General features: G+C 61.9%; 8 protein-coding genes. 3 read left to right on the top strand and 5 right to left on the bottom strand.

The features are described 5' to 3' along the window. Nucleotides 1-29: 29 nt before the first annotated feature. The 3 genes from htpG to AC1PLU_RS09065 all read left to right on the top strand — a co-directional run bounded on the left by htpG (nucleotide 30) and on the right by AC1PLU_RS09065 (nucleotide 7,345). Nucleotides 30-1,934 (top strand): molecular chaperone HtpG, encoded by a 1,905-nt coding sequence (htpG, locus tag AC1PLU_RS09075; RefSeq protein WP_176341166.1) that lies wholly within the window; start codon nucleotides 30-32, stop codon nucleotides 1,932-1,934. 303 nt (nucleotides 1,935-2,237) lie between these two features. After that, a complete protein-coding gene (locus AC1PLU_RS09070; RefSeq protein ID WP_481108247.1) occupies nucleotides 2,238-7,025 on the top strand; it encodes a DUF4329 domain-containing protein in 4,788 nt (1,595 codons plus the stop codon). Then, nucleotides 7,022-7,345, top strand: a complete 324-nt coding sequence (locus tag AC1PLU_RS09065; protein WP_084217888.1) for a hypothetical protein — start codon at nucleotides 7,022-7,024, stop codon at nucleotides 7,343-7,345. Before AC1PLU_RS09070 ends, AC1PLU_RS09065 begins: the two co-directional genes overlap by 4 nt. 86 nt (nucleotides 7,346-7,431) lie before the next feature. On the opposite strand, the gene AC1PLU_RS09060 is transcribed toward AC1PLU_RS09065, so the two are convergent. The 5 genes from AC1PLU_RS09060 to AC1PLU_RS09040 all read right to left on the bottom strand — a co-directional run bounded on the left by AC1PLU_RS09060 (nucleotide 7,432) and on the right by AC1PLU_RS09040 (nucleotide 21,976). Then, nucleotides 7,432-9,807, bottom strand: coding sequence for a beta-L-arabinofuranosidase domain-containing protein (locus AC1PLU_RS09060; RefSeq protein WP_481108246.1), 2,376 nt, complete (start codon nucleotides 9,805-9,807; stop codon nucleotides 7,432-7,434). A gap of 166 nt (nucleotides 9,808-9,973) precedes the next feature. Next, nucleotides 9,974-12,871, bottom strand: a complete 2,898-nt coding sequence (locus AC1PLU_RS09055; protein WP_481108245.1) for a TonB-dependent receptor plug domain-containing protein — start codon at nucleotides 12,869-12,871, stop codon at nucleotides 9,974-9,976. A 560-nt stretch (nucleotides 12,872-13,431) separates the two neighbouring features. Beyond that, entirely contained in the window at nucleotides 13,432-15,789 is a 2,358-nt protein-coding gene (locus AC1PLU_RS09050; protein ID WP_481108244.1) for a S9 family peptidase, read from the bottom strand. A gap of 191 nt (nucleotides 15,790-15,980) precedes the next feature. Next, a complete protein-coding gene (locus AC1PLU_RS09045; protein WP_481108243.1) occupies nucleotides 15,981-17,636 on the bottom strand; it encodes a family 43 glycosylhydrolase in 1,656 nt (551 codons plus the stop codon). Beyond that, a complete protein-coding gene (locus AC1PLU_RS09040; protein WP_481108496.1) occupies nucleotides 17,633-21,976 on the bottom strand; it encodes an Ig-like domain-containing protein in 4,344 nt (1,447 codons plus the stop codon). Before AC1PLU_RS09040 ends, AC1PLU_RS09045 begins: the two co-directional genes overlap by 4 nt. Nucleotides 21,977-22,014 lie beyond the last annotated feature (38 nt).

Here is a 22,014-nt window from a genome sequence, read left to right as displayed (position 1 = left end):
GGCCTGGACCACCACGGAGCACGACCCCAATGACCGTTGATACCGACAAGCAGACGCTTGGCTTCCAGACCGAGGTCAAGCAGCTGCTGCAGCTGATGATCCACTCGTTGTACTCGAACAAGGAAATCTTCCTGCGAGAGCTGGTGTCCAATGCCGCCGACGCTGCCGACAAGCTGCGTTTCGAAGCACTGGTGAAGCCGGAACTGCTGGAAGGCGGCGGCGAATTGCGCATCCGCGTGGACTACGACAAGGACGCGCGCACCGTCACCATCGACGACAACGGCATCGGCATGAGCCGCGAAGATGCGGTCTCGCATCTGGGCACCATCGCCAAGTCCGGCACCGCCGACTTCCTCAAGCATCTGAGCGGCGACCAGAAGAAGGACGCCAACCTGATCGGTCAGTTCGGCGTGGGTTTCTATAGCGCCTTCATCGTCGCCGACCAGGTCGACGTGTATTCGCGTCGCGCCGGCCTGCCCGCCAACGAAGGCGTGCATTGGTCCTCGCGTGGCGAAGGCGAGTTCGAAATCGCCAGTATCGACAAGCCCGAGCGAGGCACCCGCATCGTGCTGCAGCTGAAAGAAGGCGAAGACAGCTTCGCCGACGGCTGGACGCTGCGCGGCATCCTCAAGAAGTATTCCGACCACATCGGCCTGCCGATCGAAATGCGCAAGGAGCATCACGGCGAAGACGCCGATGCGCCGGCAGAGCCGCAGTGGGAAGCGGTCAATCGCGCCAGCGCGCTGTGGACGCGCCCCAAGAGCGAGATCAGCGAGCAGGAATATCAGGAATTCTACAAGCACGTTGCGCACGATGCGGGCAACCCGCTGGCGTGGAGCCATAACAAGGTCGAGGGCAAGCTGGATTACACCTCGCTGCTGTTCGTGCCCGGCCGCGCGCCGTTCGACCTGTATCACCGCGATTCGGCCAAGGGCCTGAAGTTGTATGTGCAGCGCGTGTTCGTGCTGGATCAGGCCGAGCAGTTCCTGCCGCTGTACCTGCGTTTCATCAAGGGCGTGGTGGATTCGTCGGACCTGTCGCTCAATGTCTCGCGTGAGATTCTGCAATCGGGCCCGGTGGTGGATTCGATGAAGTCCGCGCTGACCAAGCGTGCGCTGGACATGCTGGAGAAACTGGCCAAGGACAAGCCGGAAGAGTATGTGACGTTCTGGCGCAACTTCGGCCAGGCCTTGAAGGAAGGCCCGGCGGAGGATTACGCCAACCGCGAGAAAATCGCCGGTCTGCTGCGGTTCTCTTCCACGCACGACACCACTGGCGCACAAAGCGTGGGCCTGGCCGATTATGTCGGTCGCCTGACCGAAGGCCAGGACAAGCTGTACTACCTCACCGGCGAAAGCTACGCGCAGATCAAGGACAGCCCGCATCTGGAAGTGTTCCGCAAGAAGGGCATCGAAGTGCTGCTGCTCACTGACCGCATCGACGAGTGGCTGATGAGCTACCTCACCGAGTTCGACGGCAAGTCGTTCGTGGACGTGGCACGCGGCGACCTGGACCTGGGCAAGCTGGATTCGGAAGAAGACAAGAAGGCACAGGAAGAAGTCGCCAAATCCAAGGAAGGCCTGGCCTCGCGCATCAAGGCCGCGCTCGGCGACGACGTGGCCGAAGTACGTGTCTCGCACCGCCTGACCGATTCCCCGGCCATCCTTGCCATCGGCCAGGGCGACCTGGGTCTGCAGATGCGTCAGCTGCTGGAAGCCAGCGGCCAGGCCGTGCCGGAAACCAAGCCGGTGTTCGAATTCAACCCGGCCCACCCGCTGATCGAAAAGCTGGATGCGGAGCAGGATATGGACCGGTTTGGCGATTTGAGCCGGGTGCTGTTCGACCAGGCGGCGCTGGCGGCAGGCGACAGCCTCAAGGACCCGGCTGGGTATGTGAAGCGGTTGAACAAGTTGCTGCTGGAGTTGTCTGCCTAAATCCGTTGTGGCGGTGGGGTAAACACACAAAGACCGGCGTCATCGCCGGTCTTTGTATTTGAGTGTCTACAGCAATCTCCATAGCAAAGGGCGTCCTCCCCCGCTAATCCTTATCAGAACTGAGCCTCGTCACTGAGCGTGGCAGTTTCGACAAGCCGCTGCTATTCGGGCGCCAAGCGCTGGACGCCATGGTGATGAAGGCGTAGGCTCGCACGCGACTGCATGGATGTAGCGTCAAACAGGAAGTGCTCCCGTCGGCCAAGCCGACAGGAGATCTAAAGGCTCATATCAAAGGAAGATTGCATGGACAGCGTTTCTCAGGAAACTGATTCTGCATTACGTTCGTCGCACACACGTCTTTGCAAAGTGCCGACTGTGCTGCTCAGAGTTGTACTTTGCACAGCTACCTATATTGCATCAGCTCCTATCGAGCCAGTCTTGGCACAGGCGTTGCCGCCTGCTGAATTTTGCGTATCGGGAGGATGCTATCCGACGCAAGTGGAGGCACTGGCGGCGTTGGCGGCCAGCACGCGATATGCCGGCGTCGGACAGTATCTCCAACACACATTCACCTCTGTGACCAATCCGCTTACGGGGCAGCTTTCGCTACGTTACGACGTTCTGGATCGTCCAGCGAAACAAATTGCCGATCCGATTTATACGGTTGACATGGGTGTCCACGGCCAGGGCAATCCAGGCTGTGCCGCGCCGCAGGATCCAAATTATTCGACATATTGCACGAACGAGGGCGAACTGATTAGCGCTGCGTTAGCGCATCTTCGTACTCGCATCAAAAGTGGATGCAGCCTCGACCTCGGAAAAACAACCCGCGACTACAACACCACCAACCTCGGCTTGAGCGGGAATGCCATCCGCTACGGTCAAAAAGACTTTAGCAGCGAGACCACTTGCACCGCATCCAATGGCACGGTGACGAAGGGAAAGCTCAATTGGTCGATCTACAAGAGACGCCTGATTTCGTGTGAGTCCGGACTTTCCCCCAACTTCGGCGGCGGCTGGACCGAGAGCGAGCTTCCGCAAGCGCTGATGTGCGGATCGAGCGCGGATTTCTCGTTCATGTCCGCCAGAGCGGGCCAGATATCGAGTTGCTCCACCGCAAACCCCTGTCACCCCACCACTGGCGACAAGACGCGGACCGAAACCGACTTCATGTTCGCGGGGAGACCCTTTTCCAGGTACTACCACTCACTCGCTCAATTCCGCGACCGCGACAACCCTTTTGCGGTTGGCTGGTCGCATAGCTATAGCGACTATCTGGTCTCAACAGACACGTACTCCCCCGTCTTGATCGATGCGGAGGGGAACTACGAAAACTTCGTCAAAGTAGATGGAAACATCTATCGAGGAGCAAACTCGAATCGCATTATGATTTATCTGAATACGCCAGAGGCGCAGTATCGCCTCTTTGAGGCTTCTGGTGAGATTCGGGACTTCAACCGCGACGGTGCGCTGCTATCCGTACGAAATCCGGCAACCCCCTCTAATGACGTCACACTCTCTTACATCGAAGAACAATTGACATCGGCGACCGACGCGTCCGGCAGAAAGATCCAATTCAACTACGCACTTGATCGCCTACGATCCATCACACTTCCCGATGGAAGCCTGATCAGTTATGACTATGATCGCGACTCAAATCTTACCGCAGCAGATTATGGCGATGGCAGCGTAAAGCGCTATCACTATCACGAGCAAGGTCTTGCCGACCCTAAATTGATACATCACCTCACCGGCATCACATCGGAAGATGGGCGTCGCTACGGCACGTTCAATTACGAGCCCAATGGCCGCGTCATTGGTAGTGCTTTGGAGTCCGGAAGCGAACAGGTGGACGCCGTCTCGCTTAGCTACGATAGCTCAACGACAACAAGCGTGACCTATGCACTTGGCGAAAAGAAGATATTCAGTGCAGGATCCGGCCTGTATCGATCGCTGGAGAACCTCGCCAGTGAAGCTGGAAACGACAAAAATACTTACCTAGCCGACGGACGCTTGCAATCGAAAACCGATCGCGCGGGAACCGTCACGAAGTACGAGTACCAGCCGACATATCTATCCGCAATCGTCAAGGCTGCGGGTGCCGCACAGCAACAACGCGAGGAGTTCGTCCGCGATGTCGCCAAAAACACACTGCTCGAACACAGGATTTACGACCCCAAAGGCAAGTTACGCCAGTCCACCGTTCTTACCTACAATGGACGTGGCCAGCAAATTGCTCGGACACAAACAGACGCTGTCACCGGTGTAGTGAGAACCTCACGCAATGAATACTGCGAACAAGCAGCTCTCGATGCGGGTAGCTGCCCCATCCTGGGGCTAATCACACTGTCCGATAGTGCGCGTATGGATGTACCGGATACGACTGCCTACACCTACTACGGAAGCGACGATAGTTCGTGCGCTGGAGCGCCCACAACCTGTCCGCACCGCAAAGGCGATCTTTGGAAAGCCACCAATGCACTTGGACAGGTGACTGAGTATCTCGCCTACGATGGCGCAGGTCGTCCGCTTTCCATCAAAGATGCAAACGGCAACATCACCGACTACAGCTACCACCGTCGCGGCTGGCTGACCGCGACCAAAGTGCGCGGAGCCGATCCAGCGAGCGACCTGGACGACCGTATCACACGCATCGATTACTGGCCCACGGGCCTGATCAAGCAAGTCACGCAACCTGACGGCGGATTCACTACCTTCACATATGACGGTGCGCATCGCCTGACCGATGTCGCCGACAATGCCGGTAACACGGTGCATTACACCTTGGATAACGCCGGCAACCAGATCAAGGAAGACACCCGAGATGTCGCCGGAACGCTGAAGCGTACGTTATCACGCGTCTACAACCAGCTTGGACAACTCAAGACGCAGGCAACGGCTGCAAGTGATCCGACCGATTTCGCTTACGATGCAAAAGGCAACACCATCGCAGTGAATGACGCGTTGGGTACCGCCACGCTGAGCGAGTATGACCCGCTGAACAGGCTCGCACGCAGCTTGCAGGACGCCAGCGGCATCAAGGCCGAAACCAAATTTACTTACGACTACCAAGGCAACCTGGCCAAGGTCAGCGATCCAAAGGGATTGGGCACCACGTACGAGTACAACGGGTTTGGCGACCTGACAAAACTGGCCAGTCCAGATACCGGCGTCACCGCTTACACCTACGACAGCGCCGGCAACCGCGCCACTCAGACCGATGCGCGTGGGGTTATCACGACTTACGGCTATGACGCGCTCAATCGCCTCACCAAGCTGACCTATCCAAAGCCAACCGACGGCCTGGATATCAGTTACGCCTACGACGTTGTGCCGACGGTCTGTGCGGCCGGCGAAGCGTTTGTTGTCGGCCGCCTGTCGCGCATGAGCGATGCCAGTGGCACCACCGAATATTGCTACAACGCGTTTGGCGATGTTACCCGCAAGGTGCAGACCAGCAACGGCAAAGTACTAGTGCTGCGTTACGACTACACGGTCGGAGGGCAGCTGCGGCGCATGACCTATCCGGATGGCGCGGTGGTCGATTACCTGCGCAACGCGCAAGGCCAGACCACCGAAGTTGGCGTTACCCCGGCCGGTGGCAGCCGCCAGGTACTGCTGAGCAACGCCAGCTACTATCCGTTCGGCCCGGCCGCCGGCTGGACCTACGGCAATGGCCGCACCCTCGCCCGCCAGTACGATCTGGACTATCGCCCACAGGCTATCCGGGACACCCGCCCGGGCGGACTGGAAGTGGGCTTCGGCTTCGATCCTGTCGGCAATCTCACCGCGCTCACCCCAGCAGGCAATCCCACACCAGAGATCGGCCTGGGCTACGACACCCTTGGCCGCCTCACCGCCCTCACGGACGGTACCACTGGAACAGTCATCGACGGCTATAGCTATGACGCCACCGGCAATCGCCTCAGCGCCAAGTTCGGCGGCGTGACACAGGTCTACACCTATCCGGCGACCAATCATCGCCTGAGTGCGGTAGCAAGCGTGGCGCGCACTTACGACAAAGCGGGAAATACGCTGACGATCGGCGGCAAAGCGAGGGAGTTCTCCTACGATGCATCCGGCCGCATGAGCATGGCCAAGCGTGCAGGCGCGCTGGTGATGAACTACCGTTACAACGGCCGTGGCGAGCAGGTGCGCCGCTTCCTCGGCACCACCAATACCTACACGCTCTATGACGAAGCCGGCCATTGGCTAGGCGACTACGACAGCAACGGCGCGCCCAAGCAACAGGCGATCTGGCTGGACGATCTACCGGTCGGCCTGCTGGCCAATGCCAACACGCTGCACTACATCGAACCCGACCACCTGGGCAGCCCACGCGTGGTGATCGACCCAACCCGCGATGTGGCCGTGTGGACGTGGAGCTTGAAGGGCGAAGCCTTCGGTAACACCGCACCGAATCAGGATACTGATGGAGATGGTGCAGCGCTGGTGTTGGATATGCGCTTTCCGGGGCAGCGGTTTGACGCGGCGAGCGGGTTGAATCAGAACTACTTCCGGGACTACGACACTGCTACCGGACGGTATGGACAGAGTGATCCGATTGGATTTAACGGAGGGATCGGCACTTACGTTTATAGCCTCTCAAGTCCATTCCGTTGGTCGGACAAATTTGGCCTGCTTCCAGGTGATTGTTACAGGACAGAAAATTTGGCAGCAGCTCAGGCGCTTAAGGACATCCTACCGGCATCGATAAGAGAAGATTTGGAATACGGTGGCTGGGTGTATCAAAAACCGAACGGGTACTATAGTTACACGGCGCCACGACGCGGTCTGACATCTTCAGTGAACCCTGGCCCGCGGCCAGATGGAGCAACTGGCGCGTACCACACACACGGAGATGTAACTCCGGGCTATTTGGGAGAAGCGTTCTCAAAGGCTGACACAAGAATACCCTATGGGGATGCGGCCTACTTAGGAACGCCCTCGGGCAAGTTATTGAGATTTTCCACTTCAGGCTCGCCTTACAGTGATCTCCCTGAGGCAATTCCGAGCTCCGGCTGCGGATGCGACGGCAACAACAATAGGCTTTTGGAATTTCTCAGCAATGCTTTCGGATGGCAATTATGAAATTCAAATCCTTTATGCTATTTTTATCGCTATTCTTCGTTAGCACTTCTAGCGCGGAACCTAATAGTGCAGAAATCATTAAAGCAATTGAAGCAGCAAGCAAAGATTTTCAAACTCGAATAATAGCAATGTATCCTCCCAGCGGCGATTACTCTTTGCTGCGAGACCTCGACTCTTATTCGATGGGAATTTCCCAAACGCCCTCAAAAATAATAGTCGTCTTTTTAGTTAATAAGCGCTTAGGAATCATAGGCGGCGGCGGAGAATATACGCTAGACAAAAAGGACGCGAAAGTTCTAGGCTTTAAGGGGTATGAATAAATCCTTACTACTTTACTGCTTTTCGATGTCTCGTAAGGGCCCGTCATATGATTAAGATGTGTTCGCTACGACACTCGCGCCTGCGCTCACGCCGACTCCAACACCCAACACCCAAACGCAGGCCCGGCTGAGTAGCCGGTTTCAGGTTCGATGCGGATCTGCAGGGTGGCGCGTCCGGCTACGGCTGCCGGCAATGCGTAATCCACATCGACGAAATCCAGGCCGCGGTTGCCGTCCAGGCGTTCGTTGGCGACGAGTTCGCCGTCGGCGAGGATGCGGAAGCGGCGGCGGGTTTCGTCGCCCCAGTAGCGTAGGCGCAGGATGCTGGCTTTGCTGGTGTTGCGCAGGGTGAAGGCGATGAAGCCGCCGGTGCGGGCGTCGCGGCCCGCGCGGCGGCGGTAGCTGAGTGCGTAGGAGCTTTCGCTTTGCAGGCTGTGGGCTTTCTCGGAAGTTTCATCGCCTAGGGCGATGCGATCCAGTGCGCGTGTGTCGAGCGCGCGTTGTTTTGCTTCTGCTGTGGCCTGCTCAGTCTGGCGCTGCTGCCATGCGGCGGTATCACGGTGTTCCAGATAGAGCGCGCTGCGGCGGTCGAACTGGGCGTAGAACGGGGAGAACCGCCAGTGCTGGGCGCCGTCGCTGTAGTCGAACGCGGTCTGGCCAGCCACCGGTTGCAAACGCTGCAAGACCTCATCGCCGCCGATCAATGCCGGGGTCTTGCCCGACCAGGGTTTTGCCGCATCGCCCAGGTCCGCAGCCAAGACCAGCGGCCCCCGCAGCACCGAGACCCAGGCCGGGTCGTCCGCTGCGGCTTCCAGGCGCAGTGGCATCTCGAACGACAAGTTGAGCGTGTCGCCAGCGCGCCAGACGCGGGTGATACGGAGATAGCCCTCGCTGACGGCAGCATCGACAGGCTGGCCATTGAGCTGCAACACCGGCGACTGCGCCCAGCCGGGCACGCGCAGTGCGAGCGTGCGTTGATCGGCCGGCGCGGCATCGACGCGGAGCGATGCGCTGCCCTGCTCCGGCATCGTGCTGCGCAGGGTCATGTCCAGCCCGGCGGCATCGCGCACGCTGGAGGGCACGTAGAGGTTGACGTAAACGTCCTGCCCGTCCTGCCAATAGATGGAATCGCCGAACTGGGCATGCGCCTCCATGCCGCTACCGACGCAGCACCAGAAATCGTCGAACGGCGACGACCAGCCGCGCGCTTCGCCGGCCAGCATCGGTGTCATGTAGGTGAACATGCCGGTGCGTGGATGCTGCTGCGCCATCACGTGGTTGAGCAGCGTGCGCTCGTAATAGTCGAAAAACTCTGCCTGCGGGCCCCACTGGTACAGATGGCGGGTGAGCTTGAGCATGTTGTAGCTGGCGCAGTGCTCGCAGGTCTGCTCGGTGAGAAACTTCGAAGTGCTGTCGGGCTGCTGGAAATATTCGCGGTCGCCATTGCCGCCGATCACGTAGGTGTGGTGATCGGTGACGGTGTGCCAGAAGAAGCGCGCCGCCGCGCCCGAGGCGGCATCGCCGGTCACTTCGTATTCGCGTGCCAGGCCGATCAGCTTGGGGATGTTGGTATTGGAGTGCTGATGCACCAGTTCGTCGCGCTGGGCGATGAGCGGATCGAGCACGGCGTGGTGATGCAGGCGTTGCGCCAACGCCAGCCACTGCGCATCGCCGGTGCGCACATGCAGCTCGACGAAGGATTCGTTGAGGCCCCCGAATTCGCACGACAGCACCTTCTGCAACTGCGCATCGTCGAGTGCGGAAAACACCGCTTGCAGATAGTCGGCAAGACTAACCGCGACCTGCAGCGCCTGCGCGTTGTCGCAATGCGCATGCACGTCGAGCAGGCCGGCGAACAGCTTGTGCCAGGTGTACAGCGGTGCCCAGCTGCCATTGAGATAGAACGGCGCCGGGTCGATCTTGCCTTTTTTCAGTTCATCGAACACGGCGCGGCCGCTTTCGATCTTGCCTGCGGCGTTCTTGCGCGTGAATCCGGCCACGTAACCATCGCCTGCATGCGCCTGGCAGCGTGCGAGCTCTGCGACCAGATAACGCGCACGCGTGCGGCATTGCGCATCGCCGGTCTGCGCATGCATCAAGGCCAATGCGCTGAGATAGTGCCCCAGCGTATGTCCGGCGATGGTGTCCGCTTCCCAGCCGCCATACGCCGGCGCCTTGGGGTCGAGGCCGGCGTACAGCACGAAGTTGTGCAGCAGCCGGTCCGGCTCCAGCCGCATCAGATAGCGTCGATTGGTCTGCAGCGCATCCAGGAACAACGACGGCGTCAGCCTGACCTGCGCCAACGGTACCGCGCGGATACTGCCCGGTTGTGCGGCGTTGGCCTGCGCAGGAAATCGCAGAAAACCCGCAGCAACCGCCAGACTGCTCCAGGCCAGAAAGCGCCGCCGCGACAAGCTCAGCGCGTGGTCGGTGGTGTGCTCGGTAACGAAGACATCGGTCATAGGATCAGCTTAGCTCCTGTCGGTGCGCGCAGACTGCGCGCGCCGTTACAAGCCACACTGGCAGAAGCCGCCAGAGAAGCGATTGCGTGGCACCGCCTGCGCGCGCCCGACCGGATCGGGTGGCGCGCACCAGTGTATTGAAACCGCAGCGACGAAGCGGCGGCGATCAGAACTTCACCGTCGCACGTGCCCAATAGAACCGACCAAGCAGATCGTAGGTCGCCACATCGGTGTTGGCGTTACCCACGTTGTTGGAGTAATACAACGGTGGTTGCTTGTTGGCGATATTGTCCACGCCCACTTCAAAGCGCGTATGCCAGGGCTCCACGTTATAACCGAACTGCAGGTTGTTGTAGACGTAGGCGCCGATCTTGCGCACCACCGTCGGCTCACTGGAATCGGCCGACAGGCTCTGGTCCGGATCCGAATTACCGATGGCGGTATTGCCCACATAACGGATGCGCCAGGTGGCGCTCCAATCGTCCAACGCCCAATTCACGGTCCCCAGCGCACGCCAGCGCGGGAAATTGCCGTAGGCCTGGGTGTAGCGGCCCACGTTGTGGATGGTGACCGAGCTGGGATCGGTGGTATCGGGCAGCACGTCGTAACGGGTGAGATAGGTGCCATTGAGCCCTGCAGTGACATTGCCCCAAGGCGTGGATGGCAGGCGATAGGTCAGATTGAAATCCATGCCCTTGGCCCAGAGCTTGCCCAGGTTGACGGTGGGCTCGGCGATGTAATTGATGGTGCCGTTGCCGTTGCGATGGATCAGCGCGCAGAAGGAACTAGCCGAGTTGGCAAAACATTGATTGAGTACGGTCTGCGCCGACACCGTGGTGATGGTGTCTTCCAGATCGATGCGCCACCAGTCCGCGCTCAGCGACAGGCCATCGATCCACTGCGGGTCGTAGACCAGCCCCACATCGTAGGACTTGCCGGTCTCCGGCTTGAGTTGATAACCGGCCACCACCGCGCCGGACACCTTGCCCGACACCTGACCATCGGATTGCTGATAGCTGCCGTTGGTCGGCACGTTTGCGCAGGCCACGCTGTTGCCGCCGGTGTAACCGTTGCACGGGTCGTTGACGGTGGCCGCATCGCCGGCCACGCCGGCATACAACTCGTTGATGTTGGGCGCGCGGAACACCTGCGAAACAGTGCCGCGCAGCAACAGATTTTCGATCGGGCGATATTCCAGCGACACCTTGCTATTGGTCTTGCTGCCGACCGAGCTGAAGTCGGAAAAACGCGTGCCCAGCGTGATGTTCAACGCGTTGATGCCGGGCAAGTCCTTGAGCAGCGGGAACAGGGCTTCGGCATAGGCTTCCTTGACGTCGAAACTGCCGCTCAAGGTGGATGCGCAGAATTCGATCACACCGCACAGGCCGTCTTCATCGCCAGTCCACAGCGCATCGGAGGCAGTGGTCGAGCGCTCCTTGCGATAGGAGATGCCGGTCGCCAGGCTGACGGTGCCGGCCGGCAAATCGAACAACGAACCGTTGGCATTGGCCTCGAATTGCTTGACGGTGTACACGCTGGTCACGATCGGGTTGACCACCATGCCCTGCAACGTGGCGAGGTTGCTGCTGTCGTTGAGGTTGAAGAAGTTCAGCGGAGTACAGCCGGCAATCGCTGCGCCCGCACTGCCGCACTTGACCACACCATCGCTGTCCAGGAAAGACGGGCCGATCGCCTGATTGAACGTTGCATAGTCGAGAAAACCGTTGTTGATCGATTTCTGTTTGACCTTGCCGTAATTGAAGTTGGCGTCCCACTGCCAGGAGCTGTGGCCGAAGTGACCGCGCAACCCGGGGCTGATCTGGAAGTTGTAGGTGTTGTATTGATAGCTGCGATTGCCCAGCACGGTGGCGCGCGTATTGAGGTCGTTGTAGGAGGTGCCGGTGCTGCGATCGGTGCCGAAGTTCACCCCGAACGGGTTGTAGTAACTCTGCGACGAGACCAGGATGTTGTCGCCGTTGGAGAAGATCGGAATCGGCGCGATGATCGAGGCGGATTCGGTTTTACTGAACCAGGTGTTGACGTAGCCTTCGACATTGTCGGTAAAGCGATAGGTGCCTAGCAAAAAGGCATTGGTGCGCTTTTGCGGGGTCTGCAACAGATTGAACGGCTGGTAGTTGTAGGAGTCGGCGCTGGCGTTGTAACAATGGAAAGCGCCAGGGCCAGCGCGACCGCTGACGCCGCTGTTGAGCGTGACGCGCCCGCAACCGTTGGCCTGCGCAAGTTGATTCGATTGTTCCGAGCCATCGTTGAAATTGACCGTGCCGGTGGGCGTGGCAGACGAGCCCTGCTTCACCGGTTGCCCGTTGGTCAATGCCAGCGCGTCCTTGGAATAGTCGCGCGCCGCTGCCGAGACCGGGTCGATGTTGTGGTACGACAGGCCGCCGATCAGGCTGCCGCGTTCCCAGGTCTTGCCGGTGGTCAAGGCGAAGTTGCGTCGGTTGCCATCGCTCTCGCTGCTGGTGCCGAAGTCGCTGCTGAACTGCACGCCGTCGAACTGGCTGCGCAGGATGAAATTGACCACCCCACCGATGGCATCGGAGCCATACACCGCAGAGGCGCCATTGCTGAGCACTTCGATGCGCTCGATCATGCTGGCCGGAATCGCGTTGACGTCGTTGTAGGCGAGCCGGATACCGTTGACCAGCACCAGCGTGCGCTTATCGCCCAAGCCGCGCAGCGAAATCGCCGAGGCGCCGGTGCCGCCGCCGTTGTTGGTATACGGGTTGGTGGCGTTGCCGGCGATCGATGGCAGCTCCTGCAGCAGATCGCCGACGGTGGCCTTGCCGGTGGCGGCAATCTGTTCCTGGCTGACGGTGATCACCGGGTTGGCGGTTTCGGTATCCACGCGGCGCAGGCGCGAGCCGGTGACGACCACACTATCGAGCGTTTGGGGCGCATCGCCGCTGCTGCCTGCTTGCTGCGCAGACACGGGTGCGGCTGCAGTTGCCGAAAGCGCCAGCAACAGCGCAGTGGCAAGCATGCTCGGCACGGGCCGCACACTGGCAACGGTGGTCCGTGAGAAAGGCAACAGCAACATCGGCATGCGGGGCTCCTGATTCAAACGACAAACAAACGGCGGGCAACACGCGCCCGTGCCGGCGTGTACCAGCGCGGGTGGAGACAAGTGGCAGCGGCGCGTCGCAGCGACATCTTTGGCGACGGCCATACAGTGGACACGCAGACAACCTGCGATGCGCGCGACCAGCTGAGGCCGCGCAACGACGCGCGTTATCTAAAGAGGTCATTCCGCACTGGAGTCGCCCATGCGCTCCAGTTTCATCAGCTGGTCACAATGTGCCTGTGCGCACGCGCCACGTCTTGTCGCATTTGGCGACCACGCATGCGGAAAACAGCATGGTTCGCATCTGAACGATCATCGGTTGGCGTTGTGTTGGCAGTCCAGTCCACAGTTGGGTGTGCCGTTACGCGGCAGTTTTTGAAGCAGCTGCGTTGACGTATCGCTTGTCGCTACCTGTACTGATGTTTGGGCGCGCCGGTAAAAATGACAGCGAGCAATGCGCATTCTCCTGCGCACACTGCTCACTCAACCAGGGCACACAGTGCGCGATCAGGCAGCGTGCCGTGGCACGCAAAGCGCATCCATCACGGTGCCTGCGTCGTCGGCGTTGCCGGGTTACGATTCCATTGCGGCGTTGGCGATTGCTGCATCCAGCGCATGAAGAAATCCAGCAGACGGCGTTTGCCGTAATCGCCGCCGGCACCGTGATCGCCGCCAGGCACCACCAGCAGGTCGAAGTCCTTGCCGGCCTTGATCAGGCGATCGGCGACCTGGAAGGTGCTGGCCGGGTCGACATTCATGTCCATGTCGCCGGTGACCAGCAGCAGATGGCCTTGCAGCCGTGCTGCGTTTTCCACATTCGACGATTCGGCGTACCACGGCCCCACCGGCCAGCCCATCCATTGTTCGTTCCACCAGATCTTGTCCATGCGGTTGTCGTGGCAACCGGAGTTGGCCACGCCCGCCACATAGAATTCCGGATGAAACAGCAACGCCCCCAGCGCGTTCTGGCCGCCTGCCGAGGTGCCGTACACACCGACACCGCCGGCGATGTCGTACCACGGATATTGCGCGGCGGCGGCCTTATGCCAGGCAATACGATCCGGCAAACCGGCATCCTTGAGATTGCGCCAGGCCACATCGTGGAAGGCGCGCGCGCGATTGTTGGTGCCCATGCCATCGATCTGCGCGACCGCAAAGCCCAGCCCGGTCAGCGCCGGTACGCGCGTGGTGAAACTCTTCGGCACGAACGAGCCCTGCGGGCCGGCGTAAATGTATTCGATCACGCGGTAGCGCTGCTGCGGATTCAGTTGCTGCGGGCGCTGGATCACGCCCCAGATCTCGGTCTTGCCATCGCGCCCGGTGGTATGGAACGGCAACGGCGGCTGCCAGCCAGCGGCCTGCAGACGACTCAGATCGGTACGCTCCACCGTGCGCGCCAGGCTGCCATCGACGCTGCGCCGCAACTCCAGCACCGGCCCAAGATCCACGCGCGAGTAAAGGTCCAGCAACCACTTTCCATCCGGCGAGTAACTGACCTGATGGTCGGCGGCGGTTGGCGTCAATGCAGTGAGTCCGTTGCCATCCAGGCCGATGCGATAGGCGTGGCGGTAGTACGGGTCTTCGCCGGGCTGCCTGCCGGAGGCGGTGAAATACAGCTGCCCTGCAGCCTCGTCGAGGTAATCGAGCTTGCGTACCACCCAATCGCCGCGGGTGACCTGGCGAATCACCTCGCCGCTGCGGCCGTCGTACAGATACACATGCTCCCAGCCATCGCGTTCGGATGCCCACAGGATCTGCCTGCCATCGGCCAGATCGCGCCGCGCGTGCTTGCCGCCGTTCTCGTGGTCGCCACTGAGTTCGGAGTATTCGATAAAGGTGGGCGAGGTTTCTTCGATCAAGGTGCGTGCGGCGGCCGTACGTGCGTCCACTTCGATGACCCGATACAGCTGATGGCCGCGCGCGTTGTATTCGAAGGTGAAGCCGCGGCTGTCCTTCCACCAGACCATCTCGCTCAAGCTGAAGGCATTGGGCAGCAAGGTCATCGCCACCGGATGCGCCGCACGCGTGGCGATATCGAACGACACCGGCTGCATCACCGGCAACACATCGCCGGGCTTGGGATAGACCTGTTGGTGCAACTTGGGTTGCACCTGATCGGCCGGTGCGGATTCGATGTAATAGACCATGCGCGGCGGTGGCACCTTGACCCGATACGCGGCCAGATGCTGCGAATCCGGCGACCACTGGATGCTGTCGAGCGCGTAGTAATCATCGGCACGACCATCACGACTGAGCACGCTTCGCTCGCCACCGGCCACCGGCGCGATGACCAGATTGGCGTGCTCCACCCAGGCGCGCCAGCGGCCATCCGGCGACACCTTGGCCTCGCGTTCGCCCTGCTTGAACGGCAGACGCATGTCCATCGTCTCGGCCGGCACATCGCGTTCGGGCACATGTTCGCAGCGGTAGCGCGCCAGATCGCATTGCCAGCCCAGCTTCGCCAGCTGAAAGCCCAGGCGTTGCTGTTGCAGCGTGGGGTCCTCCAGATGCAGTTGCGTTGCATCAATGTCCTGCGCACCCGCCTGCGTCAACGCCGCCGCCAACCTCGCATGATCGAAGGCCAGCGTATTGCGGCCACTGGCGGCATCCACCAGGCGGTACTCGATGGCCGGCGCCTGGTTGGTGCGTGCAACACCGCGCCGATACAGGAAGCGTACCGCATCGATCCAGACTGGCGCCGTCGGTTGCTGGTCGACCAAGGACGCGTAGTGATCGGACAAGCCGATAGCCTGCGCGTACTGCGCCGGTGTGGGCGTGGGCGTGGCTGCGACCGATGCAGCCACTGCGCTTGCCGATAGCGCGCAGAGCGCGATGCTCAGGCACCACGCTGCGATGGTGTGCCATCGGGAGGTCTGTGTGTGGTGCAGCGTTGGCTTCATGCGTTTATCCGGGAATGGAGCGTGGTCACGATCAACATCTGTCATGCAAGTCGAGATGAGACAGCGTGGTTGATGCAATGCGGTGATTGCCCGAGTCGGGCACACCCTGATTGGGCTGCCTGCACGCCGACGATTGCGTAGCGTCGCCAGCATCCAGCCGCAGCGTGGGCGCCAGCGCTTTTTCAGCCGCGTTATGGCGCATCGCAGTGTGTACTGTCGGCAGCGCTCGCTGCAGGCAGACGCTGCGGCTGCGGCGCCAACACTTCCCATTCCTGCACCGCCAGCGCGGCGTGGTGGGTTCCGGCGCCGGAGGCCTCCAGCACCACGCGTACGCAGCGCGTGGTCACTGGCACAAACGACACCGCTTCGTAGCGATCGACGCGCGTGCCGTAGCTGTCGGTCGGCTGCACCGGATGCCATTGCCCGCCCTGGCGAAATTCCAGATGCCAACGCGCAGGCGGCGCCACGCCGATCTGCGCACCGGCCGGCTGATCGGCCCAGAACACGATGCGGGTGCGGTCCAGGGTCACCGGCTGTGACCAGCTGTATTGAATCCACTGCTGCGGCGGATTGTCCGGCGTCCAGCTTCCCCATAGTTGCGGCGGCAGCGGATTGGCCTTGACGATGCCGTCGTTGAGCGCGGCCATCCAGTACTGCGGCGGAATGTCCGGGCCGTTGGACGAGGTGGCGTAGGCGACAGGCGCCTGATTGCGCTGCGGCGGTGCGGGCGGCTGCGGGCGCCGGGTCGGGGTGACGGTGCGAATGCTGGCCGGTTGCGTGCTGTCGTCCCACTCCAGGCGATCGATCGCCACGCTGCGGCGAAAATGCCCGCCACCGCGCACATCGGCGGTGTGATAGACCAGATACCACTGCTGGTTGAAGGCCACGATGCCGGGATGCGAGGTGGTCGAGGACACCGGCGGCAGCACGATGCCGCGATAGGTCCACGGCCCCAGCGCAGTCGGCGCGCTCGCATAGGCGATGCACGCGTGATACAGCGTGGGCGTGCAGGCGGAATCGCGGCCGGCATTGTTGGCCGCATACGCCAGGTAATAGCTGCCGTTGCGCTTGAACAGCCAGGGCGCTTCGAAATAGCCGACCAGCGTCTCCACCCGCACCGGCGTGCCCTTGAAGCTGACCATGTCGCGCTGCAGTTCCACACCGTACAACGCGCCGAAGGTGCCCCAGTACAGATACACCCGCCCATCCTCGTCCACCAGCACGGTCGGGTCGATGTTCTGGATGGCGTTGGTGCCTGGCACCGACTGCGACACCACCGGTCCTTGCGGATGCGCATCGGTCCAGGGGCCGAGCGGGCTGTCGGCCACCGCCACGCCGATGGCGAACGGATCAGGGTTCGGCGAATTGCGCTGCTGCACCGGCGCATACAGGTAATAGCGCCCATCCGGCCCCTGCACGATCTGCGCGGCGTAGGCGTAGCGCTTCTCTGCCCAGGCGAACACCTGCTGCGGGCGCAGAAGATCGCGGTAATGCATCCATTGCCCGCTGCCCGGGTCGCTGCTGACGAACATCTGCCAACCCGGCATGACGAATGCGTTCTGGTTGGGCGCGGCGGTATCGCGCCCGGCCAGGATGTACAGCTTGCCGTCGGCGACCAGCGGCGCCGGGTCGGCCGAATAGGTGCTGCCATCGGCCAGGATCGGGTTGCCGGTTGCGTGCAGGCGCTTGCCTTGCGTCTGCGTCTGCGTCTGCGTCGTCGTCGGCGACGTTGACGTTGGCGTTGGCGTTGGCGTTGGCGTTGGCGTTGGCGTTGCGGCGCATGCTGGAACACTGGCCAGCGACACTGCACATGCCAGCGCAAACACGCGAGTGAGGATGCGCGTCATGGAGTGGCGGTCTTGATCTGCACCGTCAGCGGAACCGACACCTGCCCGGTGGGCGCTCGCCCCTGGGCCGTACCGGTCAATGCGATCTCGCCGGGGTGCGCGTAGCGCGCAGGTGCCAGCGCTGGCCATTGCACCGGTAGCCGTTCGCGCGAACCGTCGTTGTACTGCACGCTGACAAACCCCGGCAGCGTCGGCGCATGCCCAGCCATCGCGCTCACCACTGGCAACGCCTGCACGTTGGTGATCTGTCCCGGCGGCGTGGCGCGCAACCAGACGCTGGCCTTGATCGGAATCGCGCCTTCCACCAAACCTTGTAGCTCCACTGCGCCCTCCCCGCTGAGACGATCCGCAGGTAATTGTGCCCACTGCACCGCAACCGGCAACACGCTGCCGTCGGCGAAGAACGCGGTGATTTCCTGTGGCAGCGAGGGCAGCTGCCCGGGCGCAGTGCGCAGGTCGATCGTCTCGAGCTGGCTGGGCAGTTCGGAAAACACCTGCCATTCGTCCACGCCGACTGCCGCATGCCCGGTCGTCGTCGTTTGCGTGGTCAGCACTGCACGCAGCCCGGTTGTCACGATGGGCGCAAAAGTCGCCGTGCTCGACACGCCGCCGCCGGCAATGGGGTAACCGCCCTTGGCCACGATGTCCTGCCAGCGCCCGTCGCGCAGGAACTGCAGCTTCCAGCTGGAGGGCGGTGCCACGCCGCCGTCGGGCTGATCGTCCCACACCGACAGCGTGCTGGACGAGACACGCACCGGCCGTGGCCACTGGTACTGCAACCAGACCGATGCAGGTTGCGCGCGGCCATAACTGCCCCAGCGACGCGCATTGCCAGGCACACTTTCGGCAGCGGGAATGAAGCCGTCGTTGAGCGCCTCCACGCGGTGATGCGCGCTGGTGACCTCAGCGCTGGCAGTGGCCATGCCCTGTAACGGCACCTGCTGCAGTGCCGGCGATTCGGGCGCATCCACCTGCACATCGGCATGACCGGCGAGCGCGCCATCGTTGGCCAGCAGCCGCAGCGTATAGCGCCCTGCGCGGGTGAAGCGCACCGCCGTACGCAGTGCGGCAGCATCCGCAAACAGCGCTTCACCGCCGTCGGGCGCGTGCTGTGTCTGCCAGTGCACTTGCAGCGCACCGTTGGGCAAGCCGTCATCGCCCACGCCGCCATCCACCACCACGCTGCCATCGGAACCGGGATCGTCCAGCTGCCACGCCTGCACCTGCGGCGGCGCATTGCCGGCGAGTGCAGGTGCGGGCATACCGCTGTCGAAGACCTGAATTTCCTTGATGCCGGTGCGCGCACTGCCGGCGTGGGTCACCACTACACGCAGCGCATGGGCACGGATCGGCGGAAAGCGCACGCGGTTGCGATTGCCCTGCGCAAACGGTGTATCGCGCACCTGCCCAGGAACGCGCTTCCAGTTGCCGGCGCCGTCCTGGTACTGCACGGCATAGATCCACGGCGCGGCGTAACCAGGAAGGGTGCCAGACGCAAAACCGTGTTGCTCACCAGCGGGCGAAGAGCTGCGATAGAAATACAGCACCAGCTGATCCACTTGCCGTGCTTGGCCCAAGTCCAGCGCAATCCAGTCGCTAGCCAACGGCGAGCCGGCCGTGCCCCAGAACGGCGTGCTGGCGGTGCTGCCATCCACCGCTGCAGCTGCCGCAAATCCGGGCGCGGCAAAGCTGGCGGTGACAGCGGCGCCTTCGGCCAGATTGCGGCTGGCAGTGGTGGGCAATGTCACATCCACACCGGCCTTGGCCAGGATCTGCGCGGTGCGCGAGGTGCTCGCAAAGCGCACCTGCGACATTGCAGCCAGTTGCAGGGGATGTGCGTCGAGCACCTGCGCCACGCCATTGCGATTGACCGCATCCGGGGCTGCACTCACCTTGCCGCTCGCCGGGTCGTAGATCACGTGTGCCAGCCGGTCGACGCGAAACGCCAGCCGTCCATCCAGATACACGCTATATCCCTTGCCCACCTTGCCGCCGTAATGGGTGCCGGTGCGGTCCCAGACGATGCTCAGGTTGCGATCGCGATAGCGCAGATGTTCGGCGGCAAAATACGCCCAGCCGATATCGATCGGATACAGCTCGATCCTCTCGTCGCTGCGCGGACGCAAGCCCATCGCATCCTCGATCATGCTGAAGTTGGTCGCACCCAACTGGGTGTGGTGGATCCATGAGCGGTAGCCGATCTTGCCGCCGTTGCCTGCACTGCCCTTGGCCCAGAATTCGTTCTGGTCCGGGTAGCGGTTGTCGCCGTCGATGTAGGGCGCCCACGCGTTCCAGTACAGCAATGTGCGGTAACTCTGCGCGCTCAGAAACGGGCTGGGGTAATCGCGCAGCGCCTCGCCTAACAGACGGAACGCGACAGTGGCGTTGATGGTCGAAAAGTTGTTGCTGCCGGCATCGGCGCCGCTGCTGCGCGCCTGCAGATCGACCTGGTTGGCGGTATAGAACGGAAACAGCGGGTACTGCGCCGCATCGGCGAACAGGCGCAGTGCGCGCACATATTTGGGGTCATAGTCGGGCTCGCCCTGCTTGGGCATCAAGCCCACGCTGAAGGGGTAATAGTTATTGGTCTCCTTCCAGTCCACCGGTAAGCGCGGCCCGCTGGCCTGGCGGTGCTTGAGCAGATCGCCGTGCAGGCCCACCGAGTCGGCAGAGTCGCTGTGGTCCTGCCACAGCACCTCGACCACCGCCTTGCGGATGCGGCGCGCGGTGGCCTGCATGCGCTGCGCCGTCGCGGTGTCGCCGGCCAGCAACGCAGCCTGCGCGGCGGCCTGCGCGTTGGCATAGACATAGGCGCTTTCGGTGCGATCCATGCGGATCTGCCCGTGCTGCTTGGCCCAATCGAACGACACCGCATCGGCGTCGTTGCCGGTCATCGCGGCCCAGTCGTACTCGATCAAGCTGTTGTGATTGAGATCGTAAGCGGCCAGGACGCCATCCACATCGCCGCTGCCATAACGCGCCAGTTTTTGCGCGAGTGCGGCCGGCCCGCCATGCAACTGCATCGACCGCCACGCCGAAGCAGTGATGTATTGCGCATAGGAGTTGGACCAGTGTTCCGGCGAGCCGGGGTTGTCGGTGTACTTGCCGCCGCCGGCGGTCTCGCCTGCACTGAGCCAACTGCCGTAGGCATACAGCGGATCGCGCAGATACTTCAGGTCATCCAGAAACATGCCGGTGGTCAGCACAATCGCGTTGTTGTAACCAAGCACGCCTTCGATGGCGACCGGAAACTGGTAGTCGTTGCCCGGCACGTTGGCATCGAGAAAATTGAAGCGCAGCACCCACCAGCGATAGAACAGGCTCTTGGTGATGTTCTCGTCGGGCGTGTCCAGATACGGCAGGTTGTCCACCCACCAGCGGTTGTAGCTGGCGACATGTGCCTGGTAGGCCTGCTGTGGCGACTGCGCGGCGATGCGCAGGTACTCGGCGCGCGCTTCGGGCAATTCGTGCGTGAGCAGGCCCAACTGCACTTTCACTGCAGCAGTCTCGCCGGTGGCGGGCACGGCCACCTCACGCACCAGGCGCTTGCCTTGCACCTGAAAGCCATCGCCAGACATGCGTGGAAACACCGTGGTGATTGCGTTGTAGGCAGCGAAGGCGCCGGTCAATTCATTGCCGTCTGCATGCTGCGCCATCGGCGAAAGCGCCTGCACCGATAGTGCATGCGCTGCGCCATCAAGGCTGGAAAAGGTGAGACTGGCCACTGCGACATTCTGTTCGGTGATGTATTTCACCAGCCGCATGCGCACGCCTACGCCGGCATCGTCGTACACGCTGCTGAAATAACTGGGCGTTTGCCGTCGCTGCGTGGCGTCCTCCTTCCACTGCACCGGCTGGGTACCCTGCATGGACTGGATCCGCAGCAGCGCGTCGTAGTCGGTGGCATGCCAGTACGCCACCTGGCCGACGAAGCCGGGTTGCGCAGGTTGGTGATCGGCCAGATAAGCGGCGCGGCCACGTGTCAACAACCACTGGTTGTTATCGCCTGCCCCACCGCCCTCGCCGTCGCGCGCCAGCATGCGGTCGATCCAGAAATCCTTGCCCGGCGCCTGCCCTGCCCCGTGTGCGATATCGGCGGCATAGATCCTTGCCAGTTGTCCGCCAGGCGCGAAAGCCACACCGCTGTCAGGCACCGGATGTGCGAGCCCGCGAAAACGTGGCTCGCCGATGGCGGCGTTGGTCGCCGCAATCGGAGCATCCTGCACGTCATGGGCGATTGTCGACGGCACGCTCAAGAACGCGCACCCCCAGAGCAGCGCGGCCGCACCGGAACGCTGCACCAGGCGCGGCCAGCGCGGGTGCCGATCCAGGAACGACATCACGCGAGATCTGCGCACGCGCAGACTCCTTGAAAAGT

This window comes from Xanthomonas sp. NCPPB 2933 (assembly GCF_056725225.1).
The sequence above is the reverse complement of the archived record's forward strand: the minus strand, read 5'-3'. Positions and strand labels throughout refer to the sequence as shown.

Bases quoted from the DNA above. Each gene is read 5' to 3' on its own strand.
- AC1PLU_RS09065 (WP_084217888.1), top strand. From the start codon at position 7,022: ATGAAATTCAAATCCTTTATGCTATTTTTATCGCTATTCTTCGTTAGC.
- AC1PLU_RS09070 (WP_481108247.1), top strand. From the start codon at position 2,238: ATGGACAGCGTTTCTCAGGAAACTGATTCTGCATTACGTTCGTCGCAC.
- AC1PLU_RS09045 (WP_481108243.1), bottom strand. From the start codon at position 17,636: ATGACGCGCATCCTCACTCGCGTGTTTGCGCTGGCATGTGCAGTGTCG.
- AC1PLU_RS09040 (WP_481108496.1), bottom strand. From the start codon at position 21,976: ATGTCGTTCCTGGATCGGCACCCGCGCTGGCCGCGCCTGGTGCAGCGT.
- AC1PLU_RS09050 (WP_481108244.1), bottom strand. From the start codon at position 15,789: ATGAAGCCAACGCTGCACCACACACAGACCTCCCGATGGCACACCATC.
- htpG (WP_176341166.1), top strand. From the start codon at position 30: ATGACCGTTGATACCGACAAGCAGACGCTTGGCTTCCAGACCGAGGTC.
- AC1PLU_RS09060 (WP_481108246.1), bottom strand. From the start codon at position 9,807: ATGACCGATGTCTTCGTTACCGAGCACACCACCGACCACGCGCTGAGC.
- AC1PLU_RS09055 (WP_481108245.1), bottom strand. From the start codon at position 12,871: ATGCCGATGTTGCTGTTGCCTTTCTCACGGACCACCGTTGCCAGTGTG.